The 26177-nt window shown below is 70.6% G+C and carries 23 protein-coding genes and 1 pseudogene; 5 read left to right on the forward strand and 19 right to left on the reverse strand.

The genetic code is table 11. The features are described from left to right. Window positions 1-126: 126 nt before the first annotated feature. The 12 genes and pseudogenes from AC07CM_RS36130 to AC07CM_RS36185 all read right to left on the reverse strand — a co-directional run. Entirely contained in the window at window positions 127-1491 is a 1365-nt protein-coding gene (locus tag AC07CM_RS36130; protein WP_478880718.1) for a carotenoid oxygenase family protein, read from the reverse strand. A gap of 34 nt (window positions 1492-1525) precedes the next feature. Beyond that, the gene (locus AC07CM_RS36135) at window positions 1526-1966 is read right to left on the reverse strand and encodes an SRPBCC family protein (RefSeq protein ID WP_478880719.1); all 441 of its coding nucleotides are present in this window, start codon (window positions 1964-1966) and stop codon (window positions 1526-1528) included. Window positions 1967-2020: 54 nt separating this feature from the next. Further along, a complete protein-coding gene (locus AC07CM_RS36140) occupies window positions 2021-3508 on the reverse strand; it encodes an MFS transporter (RefSeq protein ID WP_478880720.1) in 1488 nt (495 codons plus the stop codon). Window positions 3509-3684: 176 nt separating this feature from the next. Continuing rightward, window positions 3685-5676 carry an AAA family ATPase gene (locus AC07CM_RS36145; protein WP_478880721.1) on the reverse strand — a complete coding sequence of 664 codons (1992 nt, stop codon included), beginning with the start codon at window positions 5674-5676 and terminating at the stop codon, window positions 3685-3687. Between the two features lie 141 nt (window positions 5677-5817). Then, window positions 5818-6210, reverse strand: a complete 393-nt coding sequence (locus tag AC07CM_RS36150) for a nuclear transport factor 2 family protein (protein ID WP_478880722.1) — start codon at window positions 6208-6210, stop codon at window positions 5818-5820. Window positions 6211-6318: 108 nt separating this feature from the next. Next, on the reverse strand, window positions 6319-7710 hold the full coding sequence (locus AC07CM_RS36155) for a cytochrome P450, cyclodipeptide synthase-associated (RefSeq protein WP_478880723.1): 1392 nt from the start codon (window positions 7708-7710) through the stop codon (window positions 6319-6321). A gap of 100 nt (window positions 7711-7810) precedes the next feature. Beyond that, a complete protein-coding gene (locus AC07CM_RS36160; RefSeq protein WP_478880724.1) occupies window positions 7811-8578 on the reverse strand; it encodes a SpoIIAA family protein in 768 nt (255 codons plus the stop codon). Window positions 8579-9164: 586 nt separating this feature from the next. Beyond that, entirely contained in the window at window positions 9165-9584 is a 420-nt protein-coding gene (locus AC07CM_RS36165) for a CBS domain-containing protein (protein ID WP_478880725.1), read from the reverse strand. A 93-nt stretch (window positions 9585-9677) separates the two neighbouring features. Then, entirely contained in the window at window positions 9678-9965 is a 288-nt protein-coding gene (locus AC07CM_RS36170) for a DUF1876 domain-containing protein (protein WP_478880726.1), read from the reverse strand. A gap of 682 nt (window positions 9966-10647) precedes the next feature. Further along, a complete protein-coding gene (locus tag AC07CM_RS36175; protein WP_478880727.1) occupies window positions 10648-10944 on the reverse strand; it encodes a hypothetical protein in 297 nt (98 codons plus the stop codon). Next, a complete protein-coding gene (locus AC07CM_RS36180; protein WP_478880786.1) occupies window positions 10941-11387 on the reverse strand; it encodes a hypothetical protein in 447 nt (148 codons plus the stop codon). The genes AC07CM_RS36175 and AC07CM_RS36180 overlap by 4 nt, the downstream gene beginning before the upstream one ends. A 208-nt stretch (window positions 11388-11595) precedes the next feature. Then, window positions 11596-11821: pseudogene (locus AC07CM_RS36185) on the reverse strand (heavy metal translocating P-type ATPase); the annotation flags it as partial. Between the two features lie 406 nt (window positions 11822-12227). Between AC07CM_RS36185 and AC07CM_RS36190 the strand changes: the two are divergent. Continuing rightward, the gene (locus tag AC07CM_RS36190) at window positions 12228-14564 is read left to right on the forward strand and encodes a molybdopterin cofactor-binding domain-containing protein (protein ID WP_478880728.1); all 2337 of its coding nucleotides are present in this window, start codon (window positions 12228-12230) and stop codon (window positions 14562-14564) included. A gap of 8 nt (window positions 14565-14572) precedes the next feature. Next, window positions 14573-15049: a (2Fe-2S)-binding protein gene (locus AC07CM_RS36195; RefSeq protein WP_478880729.1), complete on the forward strand. Its 477-nt coding sequence runs from the start codon at window positions 14573-14575 to the stop codon at window positions 15047-15049. Between the two features lie 58 nt (window positions 15050-15107). On the opposite strand, the gene AC07CM_RS36200 is transcribed toward AC07CM_RS36195, so the two are convergent. Then, window positions 15108-16034 (reverse strand): DUF2867 domain-containing protein, encoded by a 927-nt coding sequence (locus AC07CM_RS36200; RefSeq protein ID WP_478880730.1) that lies wholly within the window; start codon window positions 16032-16034, stop codon window positions 15108-15110. Window positions 16035-16087: 53 nt separating this feature from the next. On the opposite strand from AC07CM_RS36200, the gene AC07CM_RS36205 reads away from it, so the two are divergent. Beyond that, entirely contained in the window at window positions 16088-16711 is a 624-nt protein-coding gene (locus AC07CM_RS36205; protein ID WP_478880731.1) for a TetR/AcrR family transcriptional regulator, read from the forward strand. Here AC07CM_RS36205 and purU read toward each other — a convergent pair. The 6 genes from purU to glyA are packed head-to-tail and all read right to left on the reverse strand — an operon-like array spanning window position 16704 to window position 23943. Then, a complete protein-coding gene (gene purU, locus AC07CM_RS36210; RefSeq protein WP_478880732.1) occupies window positions 16704-17558 on the reverse strand; it encodes a formyltetrahydrofolate deformylase in 855 nt (284 codons plus the stop codon). The two genes, AC07CM_RS36205 and purU, sit on opposite strands and share 8 nt — an antisense overlap. 10 nt (window positions 17559-17568) lie before the next feature. Then, a complete protein-coding gene (locus AC07CM_RS36215) occupies window positions 17569-18180 on the reverse strand; it encodes a sarcosine oxidase subunit gamma (RefSeq protein WP_478880733.1) in 612 nt (203 codons plus the stop codon). Further along, complete coding sequence (locus AC07CM_RS36220; protein ID WP_478880734.1) at window positions 18170-21031, reverse strand: 2Fe-2S iron-sulfur cluster-binding protein; 2862 nt, start codon at window positions 21029-21031, stop codon at window positions 18170-18172. The genes AC07CM_RS36215 and AC07CM_RS36220 overlap by 11 nt, the downstream gene beginning before the upstream one ends. After that, window positions 21028-21354: a sarcosine oxidase subunit delta gene (locus AC07CM_RS36225; protein WP_478880735.1), complete on the reverse strand. Its 327-nt coding sequence runs from the start codon at window positions 21352-21354 to the stop codon at window positions 21028-21030. The genes AC07CM_RS36220 and AC07CM_RS36225 overlap by 4 nt, the downstream gene beginning before the upstream one ends. A gap of 10 nt (window positions 21355-21364) precedes the next feature. Next, on the reverse strand, window positions 21365-22612 hold the full coding sequence (locus AC07CM_RS36230; protein WP_478880736.1) for a sarcosine oxidase subunit beta family protein: 1248 nt from the start codon (window positions 22610-22612) through the stop codon (window positions 21365-21367). Beyond that, window positions 22612-23943, reverse strand: a complete 1332-nt coding sequence (gene glyA, locus AC07CM_RS36235) for a serine hydroxymethyltransferase (protein WP_478880737.1) — start codon at window positions 23941-23943, stop codon at window positions 22612-22614. Before glyA ends, AC07CM_RS36230 begins: the two co-directional genes overlap by 1 nt. A 100-nt stretch (window positions 23944-24043) precedes the next feature. On the opposite strand from glyA, the gene AC07CM_RS36240 reads away from it, so the two are divergent. Together AC07CM_RS36240 and AC07CM_RS36245 are read left to right on the forward strand one after the other, a co-directional pair. After that, window positions 24044-24697 carry a GntR family transcriptional regulator gene (locus tag AC07CM_RS36240; protein WP_478880738.1) on the forward strand — a complete coding sequence of 218 codons (654 nt, stop codon included), beginning with the start codon at window positions 24044-24046 and terminating at the stop codon, window positions 24695-24697. Window positions 24698-25135: 438 nt separating this feature from the next. Then, window positions 25136-26080 (forward strand): chitinase, encoded by a 945-nt coding sequence (locus AC07CM_RS36245; RefSeq protein ID WP_478880739.1) that lies wholly within the window; start codon window positions 25136-25138, stop codon window positions 26078-26080. Window positions 26081-26177: the final 97 nt, after the last annotated feature.

Genomic DNA, 26177 nt, shown 5'->3' on the forward strand with positions numbered 1-26177 from the left:
ACCCGACCTTGGTTGCCGTCAAAAACAACCGAGTTCTCCGCCCTCCCCCTCGGGGGTGGTGTTTCTGGGGCCCCCCCCCCCCCCCGCCCTCCCCCCCCCCCCCCCCCCCCAGGGCGGCTGGTGTGGTCAGCCCCGGTTCCCGTCTGGGGTGCTGTCGGGGATCCAGGAGCCGTGGATTCCGGCGGTCACCCGGCGGGGCAGGTGGACGGTGGCGATCCGGTCGAGACCCGAGGCGTCGAGGACCAGCAGTTGGGAGGCGTCCTGCTTGAGGTCGGAGACGACGGTGAGCAGATAGCCGTCGTCCTCGCCGGTCGCGCCGGCGGCGGGTACGAAGACGGCTTCGCTCGGCATACGGGCGTCACCGGCCTGGTGAATACGGCGGGCGCCGGTGACACGGTCGTACTTGACCACGCCGTAGCCGCCGAAGCCGTTCTCGTCGGGGAAGGAGATGGCGTACTGGTAGCGGTGCTCGGCGCCCAGGTACTCCTCGTTGAGGGTCGGGAACTCCACCGGCAGGTCGTCGATGATCTGCTCGTCGACCGTTCCGGCCGCCGTGTCGATGACCCAACGGCGGGTGTAGGAGCGGGCGCCGGGCTCGGAGCCGCGCCCGGGTGCGCCGATCCACCAGTTCCAGGAGAGCCGGAATCCCTCACGGTCCACGGTCGGGCCTTCCAGGACGATGCGGCCCTGGCCGTCCTCGTACGCGTTGGCGACGTGCAGCATGTTGCCCGGTTCGATGGAGAACCAGCGGATGTGCTGGGTGCCGTCCGTCCCGCGGGGCATGACACCGATGCGGGAGGGCTGCCGGTCGCTCCAGCCGTAGGGGATGCCGGAGTGGTCGGCGGGGTCGAAGGTGACGTTGCCCTCGACGAAGACCACGTGCCGGCGGGTGATGGCGAAGTCGTGCTTGAGCGAGGCGGTCGCCCCCGGGATCTCGGCCTGGTGGACGACCTCGCCCTTGGCGTCGGCGACGTAGTAGACCAGGTACGGCGGGAACGGCGAGGACCCGAAGAAGTGGAGTTCGCCCGTCACCGGGTCCTCCTTGGGGTGCGCGGTCATGGCGGTGCGCAGCTTGCCGTCGAAGTCGTAGGCGCCGACCGTTTCCAGGGCCGGGGTGAGTTCGAAGGGGTAGTTGGCCTCGCACAGAGCGAGCAGCCGCCCGGCGTGCTCGATGACGTGGGTGCCGGCGGTGCTGGCGGTCAGATCCGGTCCGTGCTCGGTCATGTAGGGAGCGCCGTCCAGGGCGGGGGTGTGCACCCAGCGGTTGCGGTACCACTCGGCGCGTCCCTCGCGCAGCCGGATGCCGTGGACCATGCCGCTGCCCTTGAACCAGTGGGTGGGCGTGACGCCGGGCTTGGGGTTGTGGCCGTTGCGGAGCAGCCGGCCGGTCAGCTCGGGGGGCAGGGCGCCCTCCACGGTCAGTTCGGTGGCGGTGATCTCGTCGGCGACGGGGGTGTAGTGGCCGGTCAGGTAAGGCTTGTCGGCAGTCATGGCAGAAACCTCTTTCGGTGGATGTGATGTTCCGTCAGGCATGCCGCTCGGCACGGGCCTTGAGGTGGGAGAGCCAGTTCTCCAGGGATGCGTGGAGGGCCTTGCCGAGGTCGTCGGCCGCGGCCTCGACCGGGGCGCCGCTCCAGGACTCCTCGGTGCGCACGGTGACGTGGTCGCCGGTCTGCTCGAACGTCCATACGTGGACGCCGGTGATGCCGGCGGCGGGGCCGCCCCACACGATCCGTTCGCCGGGGACCAGTTCGCGGATCGTGGAGGTGATCTCCAGTCCGTGGGTCCGCCAGCTGAAGGTACTGCCGGGCCGCAGCGGGTGGTTGAGGGCGGTCTGTTCGATGTCCGGGTTCCAGTTGGGCCAGGCCGCGATGTCGGTGTGCAGGTCCCACACCGTCGCGAGCGGGGCGTGGATCGCGGTGCTCAGGCGGACGATGACGGGGGCGGTCTCGTCGATGGTGATCATGGATGTGCTGCCTTTCTTGTCGGCATGTCTCGGTGGTGTGGCTGGTCTCTCGGCTCAGCCGACGCAGGAAGTCGGTGAGGGGTGCGGGTCGGGAGCCCGGCGCGTGGGGGTGGTCGCGGTGCCCGCACGGGTACGGCGGGTGAGGAGCAGCGCGAGGAGAGCTGTGGCGGCGAGGATCGCGGCCGAGACGGTGAACGCGACCCGGTAGCCCGCGGTGAGCGCCTCCAGGTGCGACCGGTGGACCGTGGCGTGCGCGGTGACCGATCCGGCGAGAGTGGCGAGGGCGGCGAGTCCGATCGCGCCGCCGACCTGGCGGGTGGTGTTCACCAGTCCTCCGGCCAGGCCCGCGTCCTGCGGCGGGACGCCGTCCACGGCGAGTGCGGTGAGCTGGACGAACGCGACGCTCAGGCCGAGGCCGACGACGATGCTCGGGCCGAGGACGTCGGCGAAGTACTGTCCGTCGGCGCTGATCCGTGACAGCCACAGCAGGCCGGCGGCCTCGGTGAGCAGGGCCGCGGTCACGGTCGCGGTGGCGCCGATGCGCCGGGACAGCCGCGGGGCCAGGACGGATCCGATCATGTTGGCGGCGGCGAGCGGGAGTTGGCCCGCGCCGGTGGCCAGGGGGCTGGATCCGAGCACCTGTTGCTGGTAGAGCGGCAGGAAGAAGAAGAGGGCGATCCACACGGACCCCAGCAGGGCCATCAGCAGGTTGCCCGCGGCCACCCGGCCCGTGGTGAGCAGGCGAGGCGGTAGCAGGGCGTTCGGCCGGCGCAGCTCGATCACGGCGAAGGTCGCGAGCAGCGTGGCGGCTCCGCCGAGGGAGCCGAGCACCCGTCCGTCCGTCCAGCCGGCGCCGCGTGCGGTGGTCAGCCCCCAGACCAGGCAGGTCAGAGCGAGGGTGACGGTGGCGGTGCCCAGCAGGTCGAACCGTCCGGCCCCACGGACGGCCGTCCGTGGGACGAGGGCCGACACGGCGGCCAGGACCACCACCGTCCCGAGCGCGACGGAATGGAAGATCCATGCCCAGCCCCACGCCTGGGTGAGGACCCCACCCAGCAGGACGCCGCACGCGCCGCCCGCCCCGGACACCGCGCCCCACACCGCCAGCGCCCTGCCGCGTCCGGGACCGGACGGGAACAGGTCCATGGCCAGGGCGAGCGCGGCCGGGGCGATGGCGGCGGCACCGAGGCCCTGAACGGCGCGGGCCGCGATGAGAACACCCGGGGAGGTGGCTGCACCCGCTGCCAGCGAGGCAGCCGCGAACAGAGCGAGGCCGACGGTCAGCACCCGGCGGCGACCGAGCAGGTCGGCCGTCCGCCCGCCTGCCAGGAGCAGTGCTCCGAACGCCAGACCGTAGGCGTTGACCACCCAGGTGGTGCCGCTGTCCGACAGGCCGACACCGGCGCGGATCTGCGGCAGCGCGACGTTGACGATCGAGGTGGCGAGCATGACGGTGAACTGGGCCGCGGCGAGCACCGCGAGCACGGCCGACGGCCGAGGGGTGGGCGGTGTCCGCCCCGGTTGTGTGCGTGGGAGGTTCATGGCGCACAGACTCGTGCGGCGCGGTGTCCACTATCCAGGCCTGTCAGGGGCGATGACTGTCCACTCCTGTCCGCACCTGTCCACCCGGTCCCGCCGACGACGGGCGTGTGCCGTCGCCATGGATCCGGGGCGGGCGCCTGTCGTTGTCCTCGCTCCCGGGCAGGCGCCCGCTGTCACTATCGGGGTCCGTGCAGCTCCTGCTGCCACAGGGCCTCGCAGAGCAGGTCCATGCCCTGGCGCAGGTGGCGCCGGTAGGTGCCGTACGGAAGGCCGAGGCGGCGGGCGGCGGCCTCCTGGGTGGGCGCGCCGGAGAAGTAGCCCGCCGTCAGGGCCTCGCGGGCGCGCACGCCTCGCGGGTCACCGGCGAGGTCGTCGACGGTTTGGCGCAGCAGGGCGCGCAGCTCCGGGCCGGGCTCGGAGAGGTCGGCCGCCAGGCGGGTACGCGTCAGGGCGCAGGCGGCGAAGGCGGCCGGGTCGCGCCAGTGTGTCAGGGCCTCGCGTACGGCCTGGTCGAAGGCGGTGCGCGAGAAACCCGACGGCCCGGCCGGGGCGGGGTCCTCAGCGGCCGAGATGAAGCGGCCGAGCCAGGCCTCGACGGACACTTGGCGCCAATCGACGCCGAACAGGCCGTAGGTGTGCTCACCCACACGCGGTCGTGCACCGGTGTCGCTGAGGGTGCCCTTGACGCGCTCGGCCCAGGTCTCGGCGTCACGCCAGACGGCGAAGCCGTAGGCGCGGCCCCGGGCGCGGGCGGCCTCCGCCTGGGCGCGGGAACTGCTCAAGTCGATGACGCGTGAGGGGACTTGGTACCGCTCGGGGTAGACCGAGAAGCGGCTGACGCCGATGTGTTCGCCGGGGCGCACCGGCGCGGTGGCGTCGGTGTGCTCCCAGGCCGCGGCGACGACGGGATCGGTGGCCAGGTCCTCGGGGTCGGGAGGGGCCGGCAGAGCGAGCCGGGTCGTGAACGCCACGATCCGGCCCGTGCTGACGAGCCGGTAGACGCTGAAGGCCTGCGGCTGGCGCTGCGCCCAGTAGCGGACCAGTTCCGCAGAGGCGGGCCCCTCGGTCTCCTCCGTCATCGACAGCACCACATCCATGTCGTCCGGGTGCAGTGGGCGGTCGTGCACCTCGTCCTCGCGGGACCAGGTGCGGAGCCGTGCCAGGATCTTCCCCTCCCGGAAGAGGTAGAAGAGCTCGTCGGTGACGGTCCAGACCCGTTCCTCGGGTGCCTCGCGCAGTAGGCGCAGGTACTCCTCGGCCAGTCGCCGGCGCATCGTCACGAAAGCGTGCGGAGCCCGCCAGCGCAGGTCGGCGGCCAGCGTCTCGCGTGCCGCGTCGTGCGGGTGGAGCCCTCGGTGCGTGGACTCCATGAAGGGCAGGTCCCGCAGCCAGGAGAAGAGGAGATGGGCGTCCTCCTCGGGCAGCACCGCGGTGAGCAGCTCCTCGGACGTCGAGTGAGCCTGCGCCGCCACCTCCAGGGCGCGGCGGTGGGCCGCCGAGGGCACGTCACCGACCAGCCCCGCCAGCAGGGTTCGCAGGACGTCCGCCGAAGGGGCCCAGATCTCCTCCCTGCCGCAGCCCGTCGATCCCGCGGCGGCCGCGAGTGACAGGGCCAGTGGATTGCCTCCGGCGAAGCGGAGCACCCGATCCCGCAGTTCCGGCCGGATGCGCGCCGCGGCCAGCAGGCTACGTGCCTGTTCCTCGGAGAACGGCTGGAGCTCGCTCGCGTGCAGGAGCCCGGCCCAGGCGGGGTCGGCGGTCCACTGCGGCTGGGGAGTGAGCCGACCCGCCAGGACGACCAGGGTGCCGTCGGCGGCGCGAGGCAGAAAGTGCTGCCACAGCCAGCTCTCCAGCCACTGGCAGTGCTCGAAGGAGTCCACGAACAGCACCGTGCCGGGAACGTCCAGGAAAGGACCGGCCGCGCGCTCGAAGTCGGCCGGGTCCCGGCTGACGAAACGGCCGTCGAGTTCGACGAGCAGCCGGCCCGCGGCCCGGGCCTGGTCCGCCAGGCACCGCAGCAGCGTCGACTTCCCTATGCCGCCCGGCCCGGACACGTAGAACGCGAACGGCGCCTGCGGATCGCCGGTCAAGGCCCTTTCGAAGCGGCCGAGTTCATCGTCCCGGCCGACGAAGGCCCGTACGCGCGCACTGCTCAGTCTCTCCCCCACGGACACCATGGCCGCTCCCATCCCATGTCTCAGTGAGACCCCGCCACGGACTCGCTCGAATAGACGGTTTTCGGACCCCGGAGGTTCGCACGGGCCCCATGGGGACCTTCGGGCGGCAGTACGCCCGAAGGCCCGTGCGCGTCACTTGACGAGCCCCAGGTTCCCGTCGTCGGGGTGGCCGGTGACCAGGAGGGTGGTCTCCTCGACGCGCTGGAAGCGACCGTCGGGGGCGAACTGGGCGAAGAGGTAGACCTCGGTGCGGGAGGTGCGGCCGTTGTGCTGGGTGAGGGTGACGGTGTGGCGGTCGGCGTAGCGCAGCCCGTCGCGGAGTTCGTCGTGGACCTCTATGCGGCCGCTGCGGACCAGGGAGCGGAGGCGTGTCATGTGCTGGGCGAAGGAGGCCCGGTCGCTCCACACGCCGTCGGTGCGCTGGCGGTAGTCGGGTGCGAAGTGCCGGTCGATTGCCTCGGCGAGGCCGAGGTCGGGGCTGAACAGCAGGTCGTTGATGGCGCGGGTGATGTCGGTCGGTGTCATCGCTGTCGTCTCCTGAAGAGGATGGCGGAGGGCGGGAGGGCTCCGCGGTCGGGGGAAGGTGCCGCCCGCCCCCGCCTGGTCGGCGGGCGGGGCCGGGACGGGCCGATGTCAGTGAAGTACGGGGGTGAAGTCCACGGGGAGGGAGGCGGGGCCGCGGGTGTACAGGCCGGTCTCCCGGTAGCGGGCCCCGGGGGTGTGGCGGATCTGGTCGAGCAGGGACAGGAGCATCGCGGCGACGGTCTCGATCTCGGCGCGTGCGAAGGCCGCGCCGACGCACTGGTGGAGTCCCGTGCCGAAAGCCAGGTGCTGTGCGGCGGCGGTGAAGGAGCGGGCCGTACCCAGGTCCGGGCGATGGATGTCGAACGTGTCCGGGGCGGCGAAGGCGTCGGGGTCGCGGTTGGCCGCGCCGATCAGGCAGAAGATGGTGGCACCTGCGGGGACGGTGCTGCCGGCGAAGACGGCGTCCCGCTCCGCCTGGCGAGGGATGAGCTGGACAGGCGGGGTGTAGCGCAGTGTCTCGGCGATCGCGGCGGGCAGCAGGGCCGGGTCCCTGCGGACCTGCGCCAGTTGCTCGGGGTGGTCGATCAGGTGCTTGAAGAGGAGGGCGAGCGTCTTGTCGGCGGGCTCGGTGGCGGCGGCGAGGACATTGATGATCAGCGCCGTCACGTCGCGGTCGCTCATGGCGATGCCGTCGAACTCGGCGGTGCACAGCCTCGATATCAGGTCTTCGCCCGGGTGACGGCGGCGCTGTTCTATGACGGGGAGGAGGTAGGCCTCCAGTTGCTCGGCGCATTCCATGCAGTGCCGCCGGCGTTCGGGGGTGAGGTCCATGCTGGTGATGAACTCGGCGACCCCACTGTGCCAGGCGGCGACCTGCTGCCAGTCCCTCTTGTCCAGGCCGAGAACGTCGAGCGTCACGTGGACGGCCAAGGGCCTGCCGAAGTCGTTGACGAGGTCCATCCGTCCACGAGGAAGAAACGGGGCGATGAGCTCGGCGGCGTTGGCGTCGATGGCGCGTATCTGGTCCTGGAGGGCCTGCCCCGTGAAGCCGCGTACGACGATCTTTCGCTTGGCCGTGTGTTCGGCTCCGGTCATCTGCGCGAGGACAGGGCCGCGCATCACCGGCTCGGCACGTACCTGCAGTGTTTGGGTGGTGAACGACTCGTGGTCGGTCAGCACCCGCTTCACGTCCCGGTGGCGGGAGAGGAAATAGCTGTCGATCGCCGGCTCGTAGTGCACCGGTGCCTGCTCCCTCAACCCGGCGAAGTACCGGTAGGGGTCGGCGGCGAAGTCCTCGGACAGGACGCTGAAGCGGGGATCGACGAGGGGCACGGCGGACAGCCTCTCAGAGCGCGGGAGCCAGGTGGAAGCTGGGGCCGCGCGCAGGGAGAAGCCCTGCTCGGAGAGCGCCGTCAGAGGCACCGGGTCCAGCCACAGGGCGTCCTTGCGTGTCTCCCGGCCCGTCAGGCCGCGCTGAACCAGGTCCAGGGTCCCGGCCATGGCCCCGAGGTGGATGCCCTCGCCGGTCGTGCCCCCTGGATGTCGGCGATGTCCGCCTCCAGGGCCTCCTGGACGTACTGCCGTGCCTCGGTCTCCCCCCTCAACCGGCGTCGGCGGGGTCGCGGTCCGGTGGATTCGCGGCCCAGGCCACGGCATCGTCGAGTTCGTCGTACCCGAACCGTCGTACTTCGGCCTGGACGAAGTGGTTCGCGAGGTGCGGCACGAGTTCGGCCAGCTTGCTGTCGGCCGCCAGCGCGATCCTTCGGACCTTGCGATGATGGTCGCGGACGAAACGCACGTGCCGGATCAGGCTTCCCATGTTCTCCCATCCCGGGAAGGCGCGAGCGTGCACCACGACGCCGGCCAGCATCTCGTGGGTTGCGAGCCAACTGTCGGCGGTCTGTGCCAGCGCGTCGAAGTCCTGCACCCGCAAGGGCTGTTCGACTTCGACTACGAGAACCCTCGCGGCGGACAGCAGCCGGTGGGACACGCCGGGCCCTTCCGGCAGTGAGACGAGCCAGCGCAGGGCTTCCTCGCGATCCCCGCCGCCGTAGACGTGCACCGGACAGGGCATCAGAAAACGTGCCAGCCGGGTCGACTCCCGAATCCACCGGACGTCGCTGACGACGGCACATCCCTCGAACAGCCGCATGGCGCCCATCCCGACCTTGAGGTCCTCCCACCCGGCTGCCGGGGTGAACGCGCGGAAGTCGGTCCCGACCTCGTACAGGAGCCGGATGCGGCGGCCTTCCCTGCGCGCGTCGTCGATGAGTGGCTCGATCACCGCTTGGTAGTCGTCCTTCGACACCGTGCCGGTCGCTCTGACGGCGTCGACTCCCGAGGGCACGTCCTGGACTTTCTCGAGCATGGTCGTTCCTCTCTCGGCGCCGGCACCCCACGCACGGCGGCCACTCGCTCACTTCCCGCCTCACCCTCTGCGGTTGCCTGTTCGCCTGTGTCGCCGGCTGGACGAGCAGGACGAGGCCGCCATCCTCAATGCCCTAGAACCGTGCTGACTGCCGGATGACGAGCGGGCCCACAGTGAGGTGCGGATCGCTGAGTTCGCCAGCGGGGAGGCAGTGCTGAGCAGCCGGTGCATCAGGGGCAGGGAGCTGCCGCTGAGCAGGAGACGGGCCCGGCCGGGCCGTACGCCGTCGTGCCGCCGGTAGGCCATCGGCCGTCGGTCCCCGAGTGCCGGAAGCTCGTCGATGGCGTCCTGCCGGCCGTGCCGACGAGGCGGGGGGAGAAGCGTTCGTATGCCGGGCCGCGGCTCGTCGGCGAGATGGCTCAGCGACTCGGTCTCCGTGCCTTGCTGAGCACCGAAGAAGAAGCCTCCCCGGGCGCTGGTGAGCGCCTCCAGCAAGTAGCTCTTCCCCTGCCGGAGCCGCCCGCCCACCACTCCGAGGCGGGCCCCGCGGCGATCGTCACAGGCAACGCGACAAGTGCCTGTCGGGTCAGGGGGCTGCGCAGATGGCTTCGACGAAGTGGCCCACCTGATCCTCGGGCAGGTGACGGGCGAGGTCCGCCTCGCTGATCATGCCGACGAGGCGGTGGTCGTCGATCACGGGCAGTCGCCGGATCTTGTTGTCCTCCATGGCGTGGAGGACCCGGTCGGCGTCGGCCTCGGCGTCGATCGTGACCGGCTTTCCCTGCTCCAGCTGACCCGCGGTCATGGTCCTGGGGTCCTTGCCCCTGGCAATGCACTTCACCACGATGTCGCGGTCGGTGATGATCCCGTGGAGCCGGTTGTCGGGGCCGCAGATCGGTAGGGCTCCGACGTCCAGTTCCTTCATCCTGCGTGCGGCGGTCTCCAGCGTCTCGTCCTCCTGGACGCAGGTCGCACCGGTGTGCATGATCTCCCGGGCGGTGGTCATGACCGTCTCCTTCGAGCGTCGCTGTTCGCGCGGGGAGAGCCCGTGGAGACTGGGCCGCCCCGGCCGGTACTCCTCAGGAACAGTGTGGATTCCTCATCCGCGGTGCGCATGCGGGAGCCCGGTCCGAAGACTGGGTGCAGGCATGCCTTGGATGTCGCGTTCGGCGGTGTTCAGCAGTTGGTCGGCGAGGTCGTGCATGGCCCTGCCCGCCGCCAGTTCGTCGCCGATCTCCGGAACGTTCGTGTCCGCCGGATTGCGCTGTGCGGCTCCGCGTGCGGTGATCTCCGTGGTGCCGGTGTCCAGCACCAGGTGTGCCTTCGTCGTTCCGTCGTCGTCCTCGAAGAGATGGAGACGGATCTTCCACTCAGCTGTGTGCGACATCGTTCTCCTCCTCATCGCGCCTGCCGGTCCTGTGCCTGATCCCGCCCGTCACCGGCGAAGACGTGCGGACCATTCCGGCTCCACCAAGTCCCATTCGGCGCCCCATTGCGCGTACCTTCTGCGGTTCAGTACCAGACGCATGGCTCGTTGGGTCGCTCCGAGTCCGGCGGCCACACCGGCTCCCGCCTGCCGTTCTGTCGTCTGGGCTCGCACAGTGCGCATCGACGACGCGTGCGCCGCCCTTGCTTGCGCGGCGCAGGCGGTTCGGATGCGTACAGCGGACCCTGTGCGCTCAGGTGTCGGCCTCCAGCAGCTCGCTGGTCCGTTCTCCCACTCGTACAACCCTCGGACGACGGCGGGCTTCGGCCACAGGGCCGAAAGTCCCTGCGCGGCCGACGTCCGGCCCCGAGGCGTGCCTCCATCCCTCTTCCACAGGCGCCGGGGTGGAGGAGGGGGATCCTCGTATCGGAGTACTCACCACGCTCAGCATGCAGGGGAGATCCAGGCACTCGGCGTGTTCAGGCGGCGGAGGTTGCCACACTGCTCGTCGTGGGGCGACGCAGGCATCGTCCCGGTCTGGCGCCTCATGTCGGGCCGGTGGCGCAGGCCGCCATCCACCACGGGCGCCGCCCAGTCGCCGTCGTCCCTCACGACTGATCGGCCAAGGGCACACACCCGGTGTTCAAGGACGCGCCCGTACCTGTTCGAACCGCGGAACGGTGGTGCCGCCGCCGGCTCGCACGGCTTCCACCACCGCCTGGTGCAGGCGCCGGCTCTCCTGCCGGGACGGGCAGCGCACCGGGCTTCCGGTCAGCGTGAATCGCTGGGAGGTGCCGCTGTACTGAACCTCGACATCAGCCTGCCCGTGGTCCCAGGTGGTGTGCACCGTCAGCTCCCCGGTGACGATTCCGGCCTCGTCGGTACGGGCGCCTCCCTGCCCCGTGAAAACGCCTGTCGTCGTCCATGCTGTCCGGGTCATGTCCTCAGCCCTTCTGTGCCTGCGGGGGCCGCGGCACCCGAGTCCTTGCGGCCCTCGTTCCATGGTGGCTTCGTCGAACCGGGCACGGCGCGGGCCGCCCGTCCCGTCGACGGGGCCGATCGGCCCTGCGGCGGGTCTCGGCCGGTGCGAGTACCGGTCCTCAGGACGGCATCGGGTGCGAGACGGTCCGGCCGCTGCGCAGATCGCGCTCGACGCCCTCCGACGAGGACGCGCAGCAGATCGGCCTCGGACACCGGACCGATCACCCGGCCGTCGCCCTCCAGCACCGGCGGGGCGCTGACCGTCCCCGGCGCCATGCGCTCGACGATCTCCTTGGAACAGAGTGTCACGACCGACCGCGACGAGGCGCGCGTCATCACGTCACTCACGCGATGCGGGCTACTGCTGTGCATGGCGTCCTCCTCGCAGAGCCGGGTGGTCATGACAGGCCACCCCTGCTGCGGGGGGCGTAGGGGTCTGGCACCGCTGTCCATCGTCGGGCAACGGCCCGCGCTGCTGACGTTCCTCGGCTGCGTGGGAACGGTGACGGGCAGTCCGTACAGGCACCAGCGCGGGTCGTCGAGCCGGCCGGGGACCAGTCCGCCGTGGGCGTGGGCCAGTCGTAGACGGGTCTTGAGGCGGCGGGGCCGGTGTCCGGCGGCGCGCCGAGCGGGGCGCGTGCCCCAGCAGCGCTCGCAGGCCGTGCGGAGCCCGCCGCTGCGCTGCCGCCTCCAGGGTGCGGCCGGTGGCCGGCATCGGCGCTACGAGCGCACCGGCCAGGTATTCCTGGACGGCAAGGGTGCCACCGAGTGCGAAAGCCGCGATCAGGTCGACGCCCGCACGGCCGGGGGCGGAGCACGGCGAGTCCCCGGCCCACCGTCGGCAGTACCGCGGACAGGGTGCCCAGCCCCACAGCACGTCGACCGGCTCCGCGCCTCCTCACCGGCGAACCAGGCGGACCCGGAGGGCAGGGCTCGTGGCAGGGGACGAAGGGCTCTGGTGACAGGGCTGTACAGACACCGTTCATGCCCCCGCGCAGGCATCGCCGAGGGTCGGTACACGAGGACGCCGAGGCTGTCGCTCCGCCTCTGCGCACCCCACAAATGTGAAGCGCCGTGAGGCTTACGAGGAAATGCGCTGCAAAGATCTTCCGCTGCGTGTGCCGACCGTGCACAGTCAAGAACCGCCGTGAACGGACCGGTCGCGCTCATGCCGACGGGCGCCCCGTCCCTCGTTCCCGGCTCATCCGGGCGCACTCCACTTCGTGGTCGAGAGGACAGCTGATGGGAGCTCACCGCCGTCCGCAGCCGAAGCAGGCTGTCGGCGAGCCGGACGGGATCGGACGTCGAAGGTTCCTGGGGTACGTGGTTGCCGCCTCGACCCTGACCGTGGCGGCCCAGCTCGGCGAGAGCATCCTCGCCCCCGCGCAGGCGGAAGCGGTGGTGCCCTCCGTGCCCGGACCGGCCGAGATCTACGACCTCAACGACATGCTCACCCACGCCACGCTGCCGACGGCGAACCTGATCACGATCCGCCTCGAAGCGGACGGCACCGCCTCCTTCGCGCTGCCACGGGCCGAGGTCGGCCAGGGCATCACCACCTCCAGTGCGATGCTCATCGCGGAGGAGCTGGACCTGCCGCTGGACCGGATCCGCGTCTCGCTCGCCGACGCCCGGCCGGAGCTGGTCTTCAACCAGCTCACCGGCGGGTCCAACACGACGATCTCCACCTTCACCCCGATCCGCGTCGCGGCCGCCGTCGCGCGCGGCCGGCTTCTGAGGGCGGCGGCCCTGGAACTGGGGGAGGCGATCGACGCGCTGACCGCGAAGGCAGGGATCGTCACCTCCACCGTGACGGGCAAGAGCCTCGGCTACGGGGAACTCGCGGAGAAGGCGGCGGCGGTGTCGACCGCCCAGGTCTCCGTCACGCTCAAGGAGCCGTCCGAGTTCCACGTCATCGGCACTTCCCAGCGGCGCGTCGACGCGCTCGACGCGGTCACCGGACGCAAGCAGTACGCGATGGACCTGCAGGTGCCGGGCGCCCTGCCCACCATGGTGTGCAGGCCGCCGACGATCAACGGCACTGTCCGCTCGGTGGAGAATCTGGAGGAAGTACGGGCGTTGCCCGGCATCACCGACGTCGTACCGGTGTCCACCGGCGTCGCCGTACGCGGCCGAACCTTCGGGCAGTGCATCGACGCCGTCCGCGCCCTGAAGGTCACCTGGGGGCCGGGAACCGCGGACGGCAAGTCGGACACCACCGTGCGGGACGAGCTGCGCAAGGCCGAACTGCCCCTGCCCGCCCTCGATCTGCTCACCAAGTCCGTCGACGCCCGGTTCACCTTCCACTTCGCCTCCAACAGCGCGCTGGAGACCAACTGCGCCATCGCCGACGTCCGGAAGGACTCGGCCGAGATCTGGGGCAGCCTCAAGTCGCCGATCACCGCGCAGGAACAGATCGCGCTGAAGCTCGGCCTGCCGGCCACCGCGGTCAAGGTCCATGTCACCGAGGGGGGTGGCTCCTTCGGTCGGAAACTGTTCCACGACGCCGCCGCCGAGGCCGCCGAGATCTCCCGGGCGGTAGGCAAACCGGTGAAGCTCATGTGGCACCGCACCGACGACTTCCGCCAGGGCCGGACCCATCCCATGTCCACCTCACGGGCCCGGGCCACCTACGCGCTGGGCCAGGTGCTGACCTACGACCAGCGCCACACCTCCGTGGCCACCGACTTCGGCCACGGCGTCGGCGAGATCATCACCTCCGAAGCCGCGCGACTGCCCGTCGGGGACCTCACCTTCTCCGAGACGATCTTCACGCTGACGCAGCAGACTCCGTACGACTTCGGGGTCGTCACCCAGCTGCTCGGCGAGACGGACAAGGGCTTCAACACCGGCTCCATGCGCAACATCTACTCGCCCAACGTCCGGTGCGCGCAGGAACTGGTGGTGGACGAGCTGGCGAGAAGGATGGGCAAGGACGCCTACCGGTTCCGCCGCGACTTCCTGAAGGACGACCGGGCGCGGGCCGTCCTGGACAAGGTCGCCGAGGTCGGTGGCTGGGGGAGGAGCATGCCCGCCGGGACGGCACAGGGCATCGCGATCCACCCCGAGTACCACGCGTACGTCGCTGTCCTCGCCGAGATCGACTGCCGGCCGGAGACGACCGGCAGGAAGATCCGCGACGCGTACACCGGGCCCCGCGTCACCAGAGTGGTCTGCGCCGTCGACGTGGGCCTCGCCGTCAATCCCCGAGGACTGCAGGCCCAGATGATGGGCGGCATCACGGACGGCATCGCCATCACGCTCAGCTCCGGCCTCCACCTCGACAACGGGCACTTCGCGGAAGGCAGTTGGGACAACTACTTCTACACCCGCCAGTGGAACACACCGCCGGAACTGGAGATCGTCGTCATGCCGCCGACCACCGGAAAGCCCGGTGGCGCCGGGGAGCTGGCCGTCGCGGGCGCCATGGCTGCCGTGGCCTGCGCCTACGGCCGGGCCACCGGCACCATGCCGACGACCTTCCCGATCAACCACGGGGAACCGCTCGGCTTCGAACCGCTGCCCACCACCCCGCCCGTGCCCGCGTCGCCCACCGACGGCCTCGGCCGCGCCTACTAGGAGTCCACGTGCCCGAACACACCTTCATCCTCAACGGCAAGGCCGTGACGGTGGACATCGAGGACGACGTACGGCTGCTGTGGGTGCTCCGGGACGTCCTGGGCGTCACCGGACCGAAGTACGGCTGCGGGCTCGGTGTCTGCCAGGCCTGCACCAGCCACATCAACGGCAAGGCGTTCAACCCCTGTTCGGTACCGGTGAAGGACATCGGCCCCGACGACGAGGTCACCACCATCGAAGGCCTGCCCGCCACCGTCGGCAAGCCGTTGCACCCGATGCAGGAGGCCTGGCTGGAGTACGACGTCGCCCAGTGCGGCTACTGCCAGCCCGGCCAGATCATGACCGCCGTCGCCAAGGTCCGCCAGGCCCGCGAGGAAGGGCGGGAGATCAGCGAGGCCGACCTCGACGAGATCCGCAACGTCTGCCGCTGCGGAACGTACCACCGCATCCGGGAGGCGATCCTGGCCGGGGCGAAGAAGTACTGATCACCCGGGTGCCGGCCCAGGTGTCCGACGGATCCGGGGGAGTTGTGCCGACGCCGGCTCAACTCCCCTGTGGCACGGAGGGCATGGATGCCCTCCGTGCGCGTTCGGCCGCCGAGGGGGCCGACAGGGCCAGCCGGCGGTGGATGCGACGGAGCATGTGGCGGGCCATGAAGGGGTGGACGCGCTTGACCGCGGCCCAGTAGAGCCTGCCGCGCCAGTTGTGGAACCTCACGACCGTGCTGAGCGTGACCTGGCGGTCGTCGACGTGGATCGAGGCGCGGAAGTCCAGGTGTCCGGCGTCCTCGCCCAGCAGCAGCTCGCCGCCCTCGCGGCCCACCACCGGGAAGGACGCCCCGCGCAGGACGTCCCGCCAGGGCTCGGTGTCCCGGGGCATCCCGGGACGCAGGCTCAGCCGCCACGCGTCGCTGTAATGGGTCTCCTCGAAGGCGGCACGGGCCAGACGGGCGCCGTCCGGGAGATCGCCGCCGGTGGCCCTCTCCCAGGTCAGCCGGTGCAGCAGCCGGACCCACGGCGACCATCGGACCGGGCTGTGCACGGTCCCGGCGGTGGCCCGCTCGATGTTGTCGAAGAGCTCCTCGACAACCGTGTCGTGCATCCAGCGCACTGCCAGGGCCCAGACCGGCATCATCCGTCCGCGGCGCTCCAGTTCCAGTACGTGGCGCACCCGGCAGCGGTCTCGGCCCAGCGGCTCGACGACGAACTCGTGGTGTCCGTTCATGGGCGGATTGAAGTCGAAGCGGGCGCGGCGGCCGGGCTCGTACGCGGTGACGCGGTAGCGGACGAAGCCGTGGCCGCCGTCCGCGCCCACGCCCAAGGGGCGGTCGAAGCGCATCGGGTGCCAGGCCGGCGCGGGCCAGATCGGGTCGTCTGGCGAGCCGATCCGGTCGAGCAGGGCGCCGACGGCCTGTGCGGGAGCCTCGACGGTGCGCTCGTGGACGTTGCGGATCGTGCGGAACCTGCTCATGGCGGGCCTCCATACGGTGCCGTATGTTGTTGACCATACGGTAGCGTATGGTCATGGTTCGACGGCATGGCGGGGCTCCTGGCGAAGGCGGACGGAAGCGGCTCACCGCACAGGACTGGGCGGACGCGGCCCTGTCGGCGATGGGCGAGGGCGGTCTCCCGGCGGTCGCCGTCGAGCCGCTCGCCGCTCGACTGGGCACCACCAAGGGCAGCTTCTACTGGCACTTCGCCAACCGTGAGGCGCTGATCGAGGCCGCGCTCGACCGCTGGGAGCAGAAGTCCACCGAGGCGATCATCGCCGGTCTGGCGTCCGAGCCGGATCCGGAGACGAGGCTGCGCAGGCTCTTCACCGAGGCGCACGGACTGGGCGCCGAAGACACGCTGGAAGTCTCCCTGCCGGCCTCGGCCGGGCACCCCCGAGTGGCCGCCGTCCTGCGCCGGGTGACGGAGCGCCGGGTCGGCTACCTGGCGCAGCTCTTCGCCGAACTGGGCTTCCCGCCGGACGATGCGCACCGCCGTGGGCTGCTCGCCTACACCGGCTACCTCGGCCACACGCAGCTGGCGCACGCGGTGCCGGAGACCCTTCCGGCCGGCGAGGAAGGCAGGCGCTACATGGACTCGGTGCTCGACACGTTGCTGACGGCCGCCCCGGGGGCCGGGAGGGCCCGGCTCAGCTGAAGACCACGGTCCGGTTGCCGTGGATCAGGACACGGCCCTGGCAGTGCCAGTTGACGGCGCGGGCCAGAGCCAGGCGTTCGGCGTCGCGGCCGACGGTGACGAGCCGGTCGGGGCCGGCTCGGTGATCGACGCGGATGATCTCCTGCTCGATGATCGGTCCTTCGTCCAGGTCGGCGGTGACGTAGTGGGCGGTCGCGCCGACGAGTTTCACCCCGCGGCGGTGGGCCTGGTGATAGGGCTTGGCTCCGGCGAAGCTCGGCAGGAAGGAGTGGTGGATGTTGATGGCCCGGCCTTCCAGCCGCTTGCACAGGTCGTCCGAGAGCACCTGCATGTAGCGGGCGAGCACGACGAGATCGATGCGGTGTTCCTCCACCAGAGCCAGCAGCCGGGCTTCCGCCTGCGGCTTGGTGTCGGCCGAGACCGGAATGTGCTCGAACGGCACGCCCTCGGCCGCGGCCAGCGGCCGGAGGTCCGGATGGTTGGAGGCGACCAGGACGATCTCGGCGTCCAGAGCGTCGCTCCGCCAGCGGTAGAGCAGGTCGGCCAGGCAGTGGTCGAACCTCGACACCATCACCAGCACCCGGGGCCTGACCGCAGCGTCCCGGAGCTGCCACCCCATTCCGAACTCGGCGGCCACCGGTGCGAAGGTCTCCCGCAGACTCTCCACAGTGATTTCGGCGTCGGCCATGGCAAAGCCGGTGCGCAGGAACACGCTGCCGTGGTCGGCGTCGTCGAACTGCTGGTGCTCGGTGATGTCGCACCCGTGCCGGAGGAGGAACGACGTCACGGCGTGCAGGATGCCGGGGCGCTCGGGGCAGCTGAGGGTGAGGACGAACTCGTTCTTCATGGTGGGCTCCTCAGCACTCCACGACGTTGCGGGCGCTTTCCCGGTATTCCGTGCAGGCGTCGAGCAGCCAGGTGGCCAGGTAGGACGCGAACGAGGCGCGGACCAGCAGCCAGACGCCGGATGCTCCTTCCCCCCGCACCACCAGGGTGACCGGAGCCTGCGCGAGCAGTGTGGTCAGACAGGAGCCGACGGGTGTCACCCGCGGATCCAGGTCCATGGCACAGCCCTGGGCCAGCACGTTGCGGACGAGGTGCCCGGAGAGGGCCAGCGTGGTGCGCTGTGCCGAGACGTCCGTGACGGTCGCGAAGTCGTCGTCACCGATGGCGGACCGCAGCAGCGCGAGAAGTTCCTGCCGACGGCCGTCGGGAGCCACCAGCAGCCATTCGCCCGGGCCCGTCCACAACGCCTTGACGTCGCCCGACATCTCGGCACGCAGGGGGTCCGGCAGTGTGATGTCCAGTGCGGACTCGACGGCCCCGGCCACGGCACTGCCGGGCTCCAGCCGAAGGGCCAGCTGGGTCAGGAAGGGCAGTTCGCGCACCTGCAGCCCGGTCGGCAGCTGGGCGAAGCCGTCCTGCCACGCGGCCAGGGGACTGAAGCGAGCGGGCGTCTCAACCGTCACGGCGAGCTCCCTCCTTGTCGAAGAGCACGGGGTCGGTCACGGTCACCGGGACGGTACGGCCGTCCAGCGGGACGTAGAGGGTGTCACCGATGCGCTGGGTTCCCGAGCGCACCAGAGCTAGTGCGAACGTCCGCTGCAGGGCGTCACTTCGGTAGCTGGAGGTGACATGGCCCAGCATGGGTACCGGTGGCTCCGGAACGGTGCTGGTGGCGATGATCTGGGCGCCTTCGGGCAGCACGACCCGCTCGTCGGCCGGCAGCAGGCCCACCAGCTGCTTGCGGTCGGCGCGCTGGTTCTCAGCGCGGGTGAAGGACCGCTTGCCGATGAAGTCCGCCTTCTTCTTCGACACGACCCACGACATGCCGAGGTCCTGCGGGGTGACGGTGCCGTCGGTGTCCTGCCCGATGATCGGGTAGGCCTTCTCGGCGCGCAGCACGTGCATCGTCTCGGTGCCGTACGCGGTGATGCCGAACGTGTCGCCGGCGGCGAGGAGGGCCTGCCACACGGTGATGCCGTACCAGGCGGGCACGTTGATCTCGTAGGCGAGTTCACCGGAGAAGCTGATGCGGCACACGCGCGCCGATACGCCGGCGACCGTGGCGTCCTGCCAGGACATGAAGGGGAACGCGTCGTTGCCGACGTCCAGGCCCGGAGCCACCAGGGCCAGCACGTCGCGGGAGCGGGGGCCGACCAGGGGGATCGTCACCCAGTGCTCGGTGACGGAGGTGAGGTGCACGCGCAGGTCGGGCCACTCCGTCTGCAGCCACTCCTCCATCCATTCGAGGACCTTGGCCGCGTTGCCGGTGGTCGTGGTCAGCAGGAACTCCTGCTCGGCCACCCGGATCACGGTGCCGTCGTCGATGGCCATGCCGTCGACGCCGCACATCACGCCGTAGCGAATCCGTCCCACCTTGAGGGTGCTCATCATGTTCGTGTAGAGCCGGTCGAGCAGTGCACCGGCGTCCGGGCCCTGCACATCGATCTTGCCGAGCGTGGAGCCGTCCATCATCGCGACACCGGTGCGGGCGGCCCGGCACTCGCGCAGCACGGCCTCCTCCATGGACTCGCCCGCCCGGGGGTAGTACCAGGGGCGCTTCCACTGGCCGACGTTCTCGAACAGGGCGCCGTGCTCGACGTGCCACGGGTGCAGTGCGGTCACCCGGACCGGATCGAACAGTTCCCCGCGGTTGCGGCCCGCGAGTGCGGCGAACGCGACCGGCACGGCGGGCGGCCGGAAGCGCGTGGTGCCGAGGTCGGCCACGTCCACCCCGAGCGCCTCGGCGACGATGCCCGAGGTCATCACGCCCGATGTACGGCCCTGGTCGTGGGCGGTGCCGATCGTGGTGTAGCGCTTGACGTGCTCCACCGACCGCAGCCCCGCCCCGGTGGCCCGCAGCACGTCGGAGACGAGGGCGTCGCGCTGCAGGTCGACGAACTGGTGCGTACCGTCCTGGGTGTCCTGCGGGCTCGGGACCCGCCAGAGCACTCGGGTGGCCGCTGCGTCCGGAAGCGGGACGGTGGTCGGCAGGCTGATCATCCGGCCGGTCCTGCCGATGGCCGACAGGGCCTGCCAGGCGGCGTCCACGCCGTCGGCGAGACAGCCGGACAGGGTGAACGTGCCGCCGGCCGACCCCGCCGTACGGACGCTGTGCAGCGCCTGTGCGGGTACGAAGGCTCCGGCTCCGGGGTCGTAGCGCAGGGTGCCGCGGGCCTGGCTGAACAGAGCCACCGCGGGGTTCCAGCCGCCGGAGACCAGCAGCAGATCGCAGTCGATGCCGTGCCGGTCGCCGAGGCGCTCCTGGCCGAAGGCGGCGACGTGGGCGCGCGAGACGCGTCGGGTGCCGCTGGTGCCGGTGACGACATGGCCGGCGCGTACGCCGATCCCGCGTTCGGCGCATGCGGTGCGCCAGTGCTCCGGTACGTCCTCGCGAGCGTCGATCACCGCGGCGATCCGCACGCCCGCGTCGGCCAGTTCGAGTGCTGCCGGATAGGCGCTGTCGTTCGTGGTGAACACGACGGCCCGCTGCCCGGGCAGTACGCCGAAGCGGTTGAGGTAGGTGCGCGCCGAACCGGCCAGCATGATGCCGGGGCGGTCGTTGTCGTCGAAGGCGACCGGACGTTCGTAGGCGCCGGTGGCATGGACGACCTGCTTGGCCCGGATGCGCCAGATCCGCTGCCGCGAGATGTGGGCGGGCGCCGCGGCACCGAGGTGGTCCGTCCGCTTCTCCAGGGCCAGGACCAGTCCGTCGTCGTAGTGACCGAAGGCGGTGGTACGCCGCAGCACCTGTACGTCGTCGCAGCTGTCGAGTTCCGCGATGACATCGCCGACCCACGCGGTCGCCGGAGCGCCGTCGAGCAGTTCCCGGCTGCCGAGCAGCGATCCGCCGGGCTGCGGGAGCTCGTCGACGAGTATCACGCGGGCTCCGGCCCGGGCGGCCGCCAGGGTGGTGGCCAGTCCCGCCGGGCCCGCGCCGACGACCAGGAGGTCGCAGTGGGCGTGCATGGTGTCGTAGCGGGCCGAGTCCGGCTCGCTGCTCAGCCGGCCCTGGCCGGACAGACCCCGTGCGACGAGGCCCTCGTACAGCTCCACGGTGGTGGCCGTGAGCATGGGCTCGGGGAAGGGGGCCTCGATCTGCACGAGCGCGTTGGGCTCTTCGACGCCGGCGGCCAGAACGCCGCGCGGCCGCCCGTACTTGATGCTGTCGGCCACGTGGTGGACACCGTTGGCCAGCAGGGCCGAGGCGAGGGTGTCGCCGGGGTGCCCGGTGTAGGTGGTGCCGTCGAAGGTGAAGGAGAGCGTCGTGTCGCGGTCGATGTGACCGTGGCCGCGGGCACGGAACGGCTTGTTCATCGGCTGGTCTCCTGGCCTTCGCGCTGCCGCGCGGCGGGTGCGGTGCTCGTGAGGGAGGGCTGCTTGGCGCGGGTGCCGTAGACCGCGAGGAACTCGTGGGTGACGGTGTCGCGCAGGGCGTTGAACCAGCGCCGGCAGCCGGCCGCGTGTACCCACCGCTCGGCGAACGGGCCCTTGGGGTTGTCGCGGAAGAAGACGTACTGGGCCCACTGCTCGTCATCGAGCGCGTAGGCGTCGTCGGGGTAGGCGACATGTGCCTGACCGCCGTAGTGGAATTCGATTTCCTCGCGCTCACCGCACCAGGGGCAGGCTATGAGCTGCATGTCGATCTCCTCAGTGCGCGACGGCGGCCGCGCCGTGCTCGTCGACCAGGGCGCCGGTGACGAACCTGGACAGGGTGAAGGGCGCGTTGTAGGGGTGGGGTTCGCCGGTGGCGACGGTGTGCGCGTAGCACCAGCCGACGCCCGGTGTGGCCTTGAAACCGCCGGTGCCCCAGCCGGAGTTGAGGTAGAGGTTCTCGACGGGGGTGAGTCCCACGATGGGGGAGGCGTCCGGGGTGACATCGACGATCCCGGCCCAGGTGCGCAGCATGTGGGCGCGCGCGAAGACGGGGAAGAGTTCCAGCGCCGCGGCCATCTGGCGCTCCAGGATGTGGAACGCGCCGCGCTGACCGTAGCCGTTGTAGCTGTCGATGCCGGCGCCCATGACCAGCTCACCCTTGTGCGCCTGGGAGACGTACACGTGCACCGCGTTCGACATCACCACCGTCGGGTGCACCGGTTCGAGCAGTTCCGAGACCAGGGCCTGCAGGGGATGGCTCTGCAGTGGCAGCCGCAGGCCGGCCATGGAGGCCAGCACGGAGGAGTGCCCCGCGGCGGCGAGCGCGACCTTCCCGGCGGCGATGGGGCCGCGCGTGGTGCGCACGCCTCGCACGCGTCCGTCGTGGATGTCGAGGCCGGTGACCTCGCAGTCCTGGATCAGGTCGATGCCGTAGTCGTTGGCCCGGCGGGCGAAGCCCCAGGCCACGTAGTCGTGCTTGGCGATGCCCGCGCGCGGCTGGTAGGTGGCGCCGAGCACCGGATAGCGCACGTCGGGCGAGATGTTGACGATGGGGCAGACCTTGGCGACCTCGTCCGGCTCCAGCCACTCGGCGTCGATGCCGTTGAGCTGGTTGGCATAGACACGACGCTTGCTGTCGCGGATGTCCTGCAGGCTGTGGGCGAGGTTCAGCACGCCGCGCTGGCTGAAGAGGATGGGGTGGTCGAGGTCTTCCTCGAGGGTCTCCCACAGCTTCAGCGAGTGCTCGTAGATGCCGGAGCTCTCGTCCCAGAGGTAGTTGGAGCGGATGATGGTGGTGTTGCGGGCCATGTTGCCGCCCGCGAGCCATCCCTTCTCCAGGACCGCGACATTGGTGATGCCGTGATTCTTGGCCAGGTAGTAGGCGGTGGCCAGGCCGTGTCCGCCACCGCCGACGATGACGACGTCGTAGGACGGCTTGGGGTCCGGGTTGCGCCACAGGAAGTCGGGGTGGTCGGGCAGGACGTCTCCGGGCGTGGCCGGAGCGGTGTCGCGCGGGTGCATCACTGATCGGACTCCTGGGCCGCGAGCTGCGGATCGACGGGGTACAGCGGGAAGCGTTCGGTCAGGACCTCGACGCGTCGGCGCAGCTCGGCGGCGACCTGGTCGTCGAAGCCGGGCAGGAGAGCCGTGGCGATGATGTCGGCGACCTCCGTGAACTCCTCGGCGCCGAAGCCGCGGGCGGCCAGGGCCGGCGTGCCGATGCGGACACCGGAGCTGACCATGGGCGGGCGGGGGTCGAAGGGGACGGCATTGCGGTTGACCGTGATGCCGATCCGGTGCAGCCGGTCCTCGGCCTGTTGGCCGTCGAGTGCGGAGTGGCGCAGGTCCACCAGCACCAGGTGCACATCGGTGCCCCCGGTCAGCACGCTGACTCCGGCCGCCTTCGTGTCCTCGGCCAGCAGCCGCTCGGCCAGGATCGCCGCTCCTCGGAGGGTGCGGCGCTGACGGTCCGCGAACTCGGGCTGGGCGGCCATCTTGAAGGCCACGGCCTTCGCCGCGATGACGTGTTCGAGGGGGCCGCCCTGCTGGCCCGGGAAGACCGCGGAGTTGATCTTCTTGGCGAGTTCGGCGGTGGAAAGGATCACGCCACCGCGGGGGCCGCCGAGCGTCTTGTGGGTGGTGGTGGTCACCACATGCGCGTGAGGTACCGGGGACGGGTGGAGACCGGCGGCGACCAGGCCCGCGAAGTGGGCCATGTCGACCATCAGGTGAGCGCCGACCTCGTCCGCGATGCGGCGGAACTCCGCGAAGTCGAGGTGGCGGGGGTAGGCCGACCAGCCGGCCACGATCAGCTTCGGCCGGTGCTCGTGGGCGAGTTTGCGTACCTGCTCCATGTCGATGCGGTGGTCGTGTTCGCTCACGCGATAAGCGGCCACCTTGTACAGGCGCCCGGAGAAGTTGATCCGCATGCCGTGGGTGAGGTGGCCGCCGTGAGCCAGGTCCAGCCCGAGAATCGTGTCGCCGGGCTGCAGCAGGGCGGCCATGACAGCCGCGTTGGCCTGCGCGCCGGAGTGGGGCTGCACGTTGGCGGCTTCGGCTCCGAACAACTGCTTGACGCGGTCGATCGCGAGCTGCTCGACGGTGTCGACGTGCTCGCAGCCGCCGTAGTAGCGGCGCCCCGGGTAGCCCTCGGCGTACTTGTTGGTCAGTACCGAGCCCTGGGCCTGCATCACCGCGAGCGGCGCGAAGTTCTCGCTCGCGATCATCTCCAGGGTGTCGCGCTGCCGAGCCAGTTCCGCGTCGATCGCCGTGGCGATCTCCGGGTCGAAGTCGTTGAGCTGAGCGCTGAGAACCCCGTGTCGGGCCGCTCGCCGGCTGGTGGGGACAGTCATGAGAACTCCCTGGGGAGCGTCTGGAAGACGACTGATATATCAACCTGCTGTTGCGATACGCTAAGAGCACGGAACGGGCCGCGTCAAGGGAGGGTTGCGGATGACTGCGTCGACCGTCGCTGGTCAGGGGAGCGGAACGCTGGCCGACCAGGCCTATCGCTCCATCTCGGACCGTCTGGTGACCCTCCGGATCCGCCCTGGGGAGCCCATCAACGACGAGCGGATCGCCGCCGAGCTCGGCTTCGGGCGCACTCCCGTCCGTGAGGCCCTCAAGCGACTGGAGCACGAGCGTCTCATCGTCGCCTACCCGCGGCGCGGAACCTTCGCCACCGAGGTGCAGATCGCCGACCTCGGACACATCTCGGAAGTCCGCGAGCAGCTCGAACCCCTCGCCGCGAGCATCGCGGCGCAACGCGCCGGCGAGGGTGACCGAGCCGACCTCGACCGGCTGCTGGCGCAGCTGGCGGACGCCTCCGACGCCGGCACGGACCTGATCCGGCTCGACATGACCGTGCACCGCGCCATCTACGCCGCGACCCGGAACCCCTACCTCGAGGACACCCTGATCAGGTACGACAACCTGGCCACACGGATCTGGTGCCTGTTCCTCGACCGGCTGCCGGGCCTCGCCGGCCATGTGCACGAGCACGGGCCCTTGCTGCGCGCGATCATCGACGGCGACGCGGACAAGGCTTCGGACCTGGCCGCGGGACACGTGGCAGGGTTCGAAGCGGCGATCCGCGGCGTCATCTGATCTTCGGGCCGTTTGCAGAGGTGTTCGCCGACCGGTGCCTTGAGCGTATGGAGGAGATCGTGCGCGGCGTGTGTGTCGGCTTCGAGACGGACCTGTTGGTGAACTTCCCGCTCGGTGTTCCCGTCTGATGGCCGGTCAATAGCGTCGAGGGCCTCGTGGCGCTCTGCCGCACTCCCGCAACGACGGCGGCATCGCCACAACTCCCGGGTCAGTTAACCGTAAAGAACCTTGACAGGTAATTGGTCTAGTCCAACCATGGTCGCTGTTCGCCTCCGGCCGGAGGCCGATTTCGCCATGGGAGCGTCAATGAGACGGTCTGGGTCTCTGTATGCACTGCTGTCCGGCGCAACGGCAACTGCCTTGTCTGCCACACTGGTTGCTCTCGGGGCGGGCGGAGCGCACGCCTCGGAGCCGGCACGCTCGCACGCCACCGAGCCCATGCCCGCACACGTGACGGCGCCGTACGTCGAGACCTGGACCGGGGAGAGCCCCGCCGCCCTCGCCGCCGAGTCGGGGAACAAGTACCTCACGCTCGCCTTCCTGCAGACGCCCACGGCGGGATCGTGCACCGCGGACTGGAACGGCGACCCGACCCGGCCGATCTCCCGCGCGGCCTTCGGCGACGACATCGCCGCCATCCAGGCCCGCGGCGGCAACGCCATCCCGTCCTTCGGCGGCTACGGCGCCGACACCACCGGCACCGAACTGGCCGACAGTTGCGAGGACGTCGACGCCATCGCCGCGGTGTACGAGAGCCTCGTCAAGACATACGGCGTCACGCGCATCGACCTCGACGTGGAGGCCGACTCCATCAACAACACCGCCGGGATCGACCGCCGCAACAAGGCCATGGCGAAGGCCGAGCACTGGGCCGAACGCACCGGCCGCAGCCTGCAGTTCTCCTACACCCTCCCGACGACGAACACCGGCCTCGCGCCCAGCGGTGTGGCCCTGCTGCGGAACGCCGTCGACAACCACGCCCGGGTGGATGTCGTCAACATCATGACCTTCGACTACTGGGACGGCGTCACGCACGACATGGCGGCCGACACCGAGAGCGCCGCCGCGGGCCTGCACGACCAACTGGCCGCCCTCCACCCGAAGAAGAGCCAGGCGAGGCTGTGGGGCATGATCGGCGTCACCGAGATGCCCGGCATCGACGACTACGGCCCCGAGGAAACCTTCACCACACAGAACGCGGTCACGGTCGAGAAGTGGGCCGTCGCCAAGAAGATCGACACCCTCTCCTTCTGGGCACTCCAGCGCGACAACGGTGGCTGCGTCGGCACCGCCGGCGCCAACTCCTGCTCCGGGATCGCCCAGGACACCTGGTACTTCAGCCACGCCTTCGAACCGTTCGCACGGGGCCACCGCGACCACTGACGGCTGACGGCTGACGGCTGAACGGTGAGGTCCGGCGCCCCCAGGTCCCCGACCTGGGGGCGCAAGTCGTGGGGCGGGGAACTGCGCGGGGGAGAGG

The sequence above is a fragment of the Streptomyces sp. NPDC044061 genome (genome assembly GCF_056434305.1).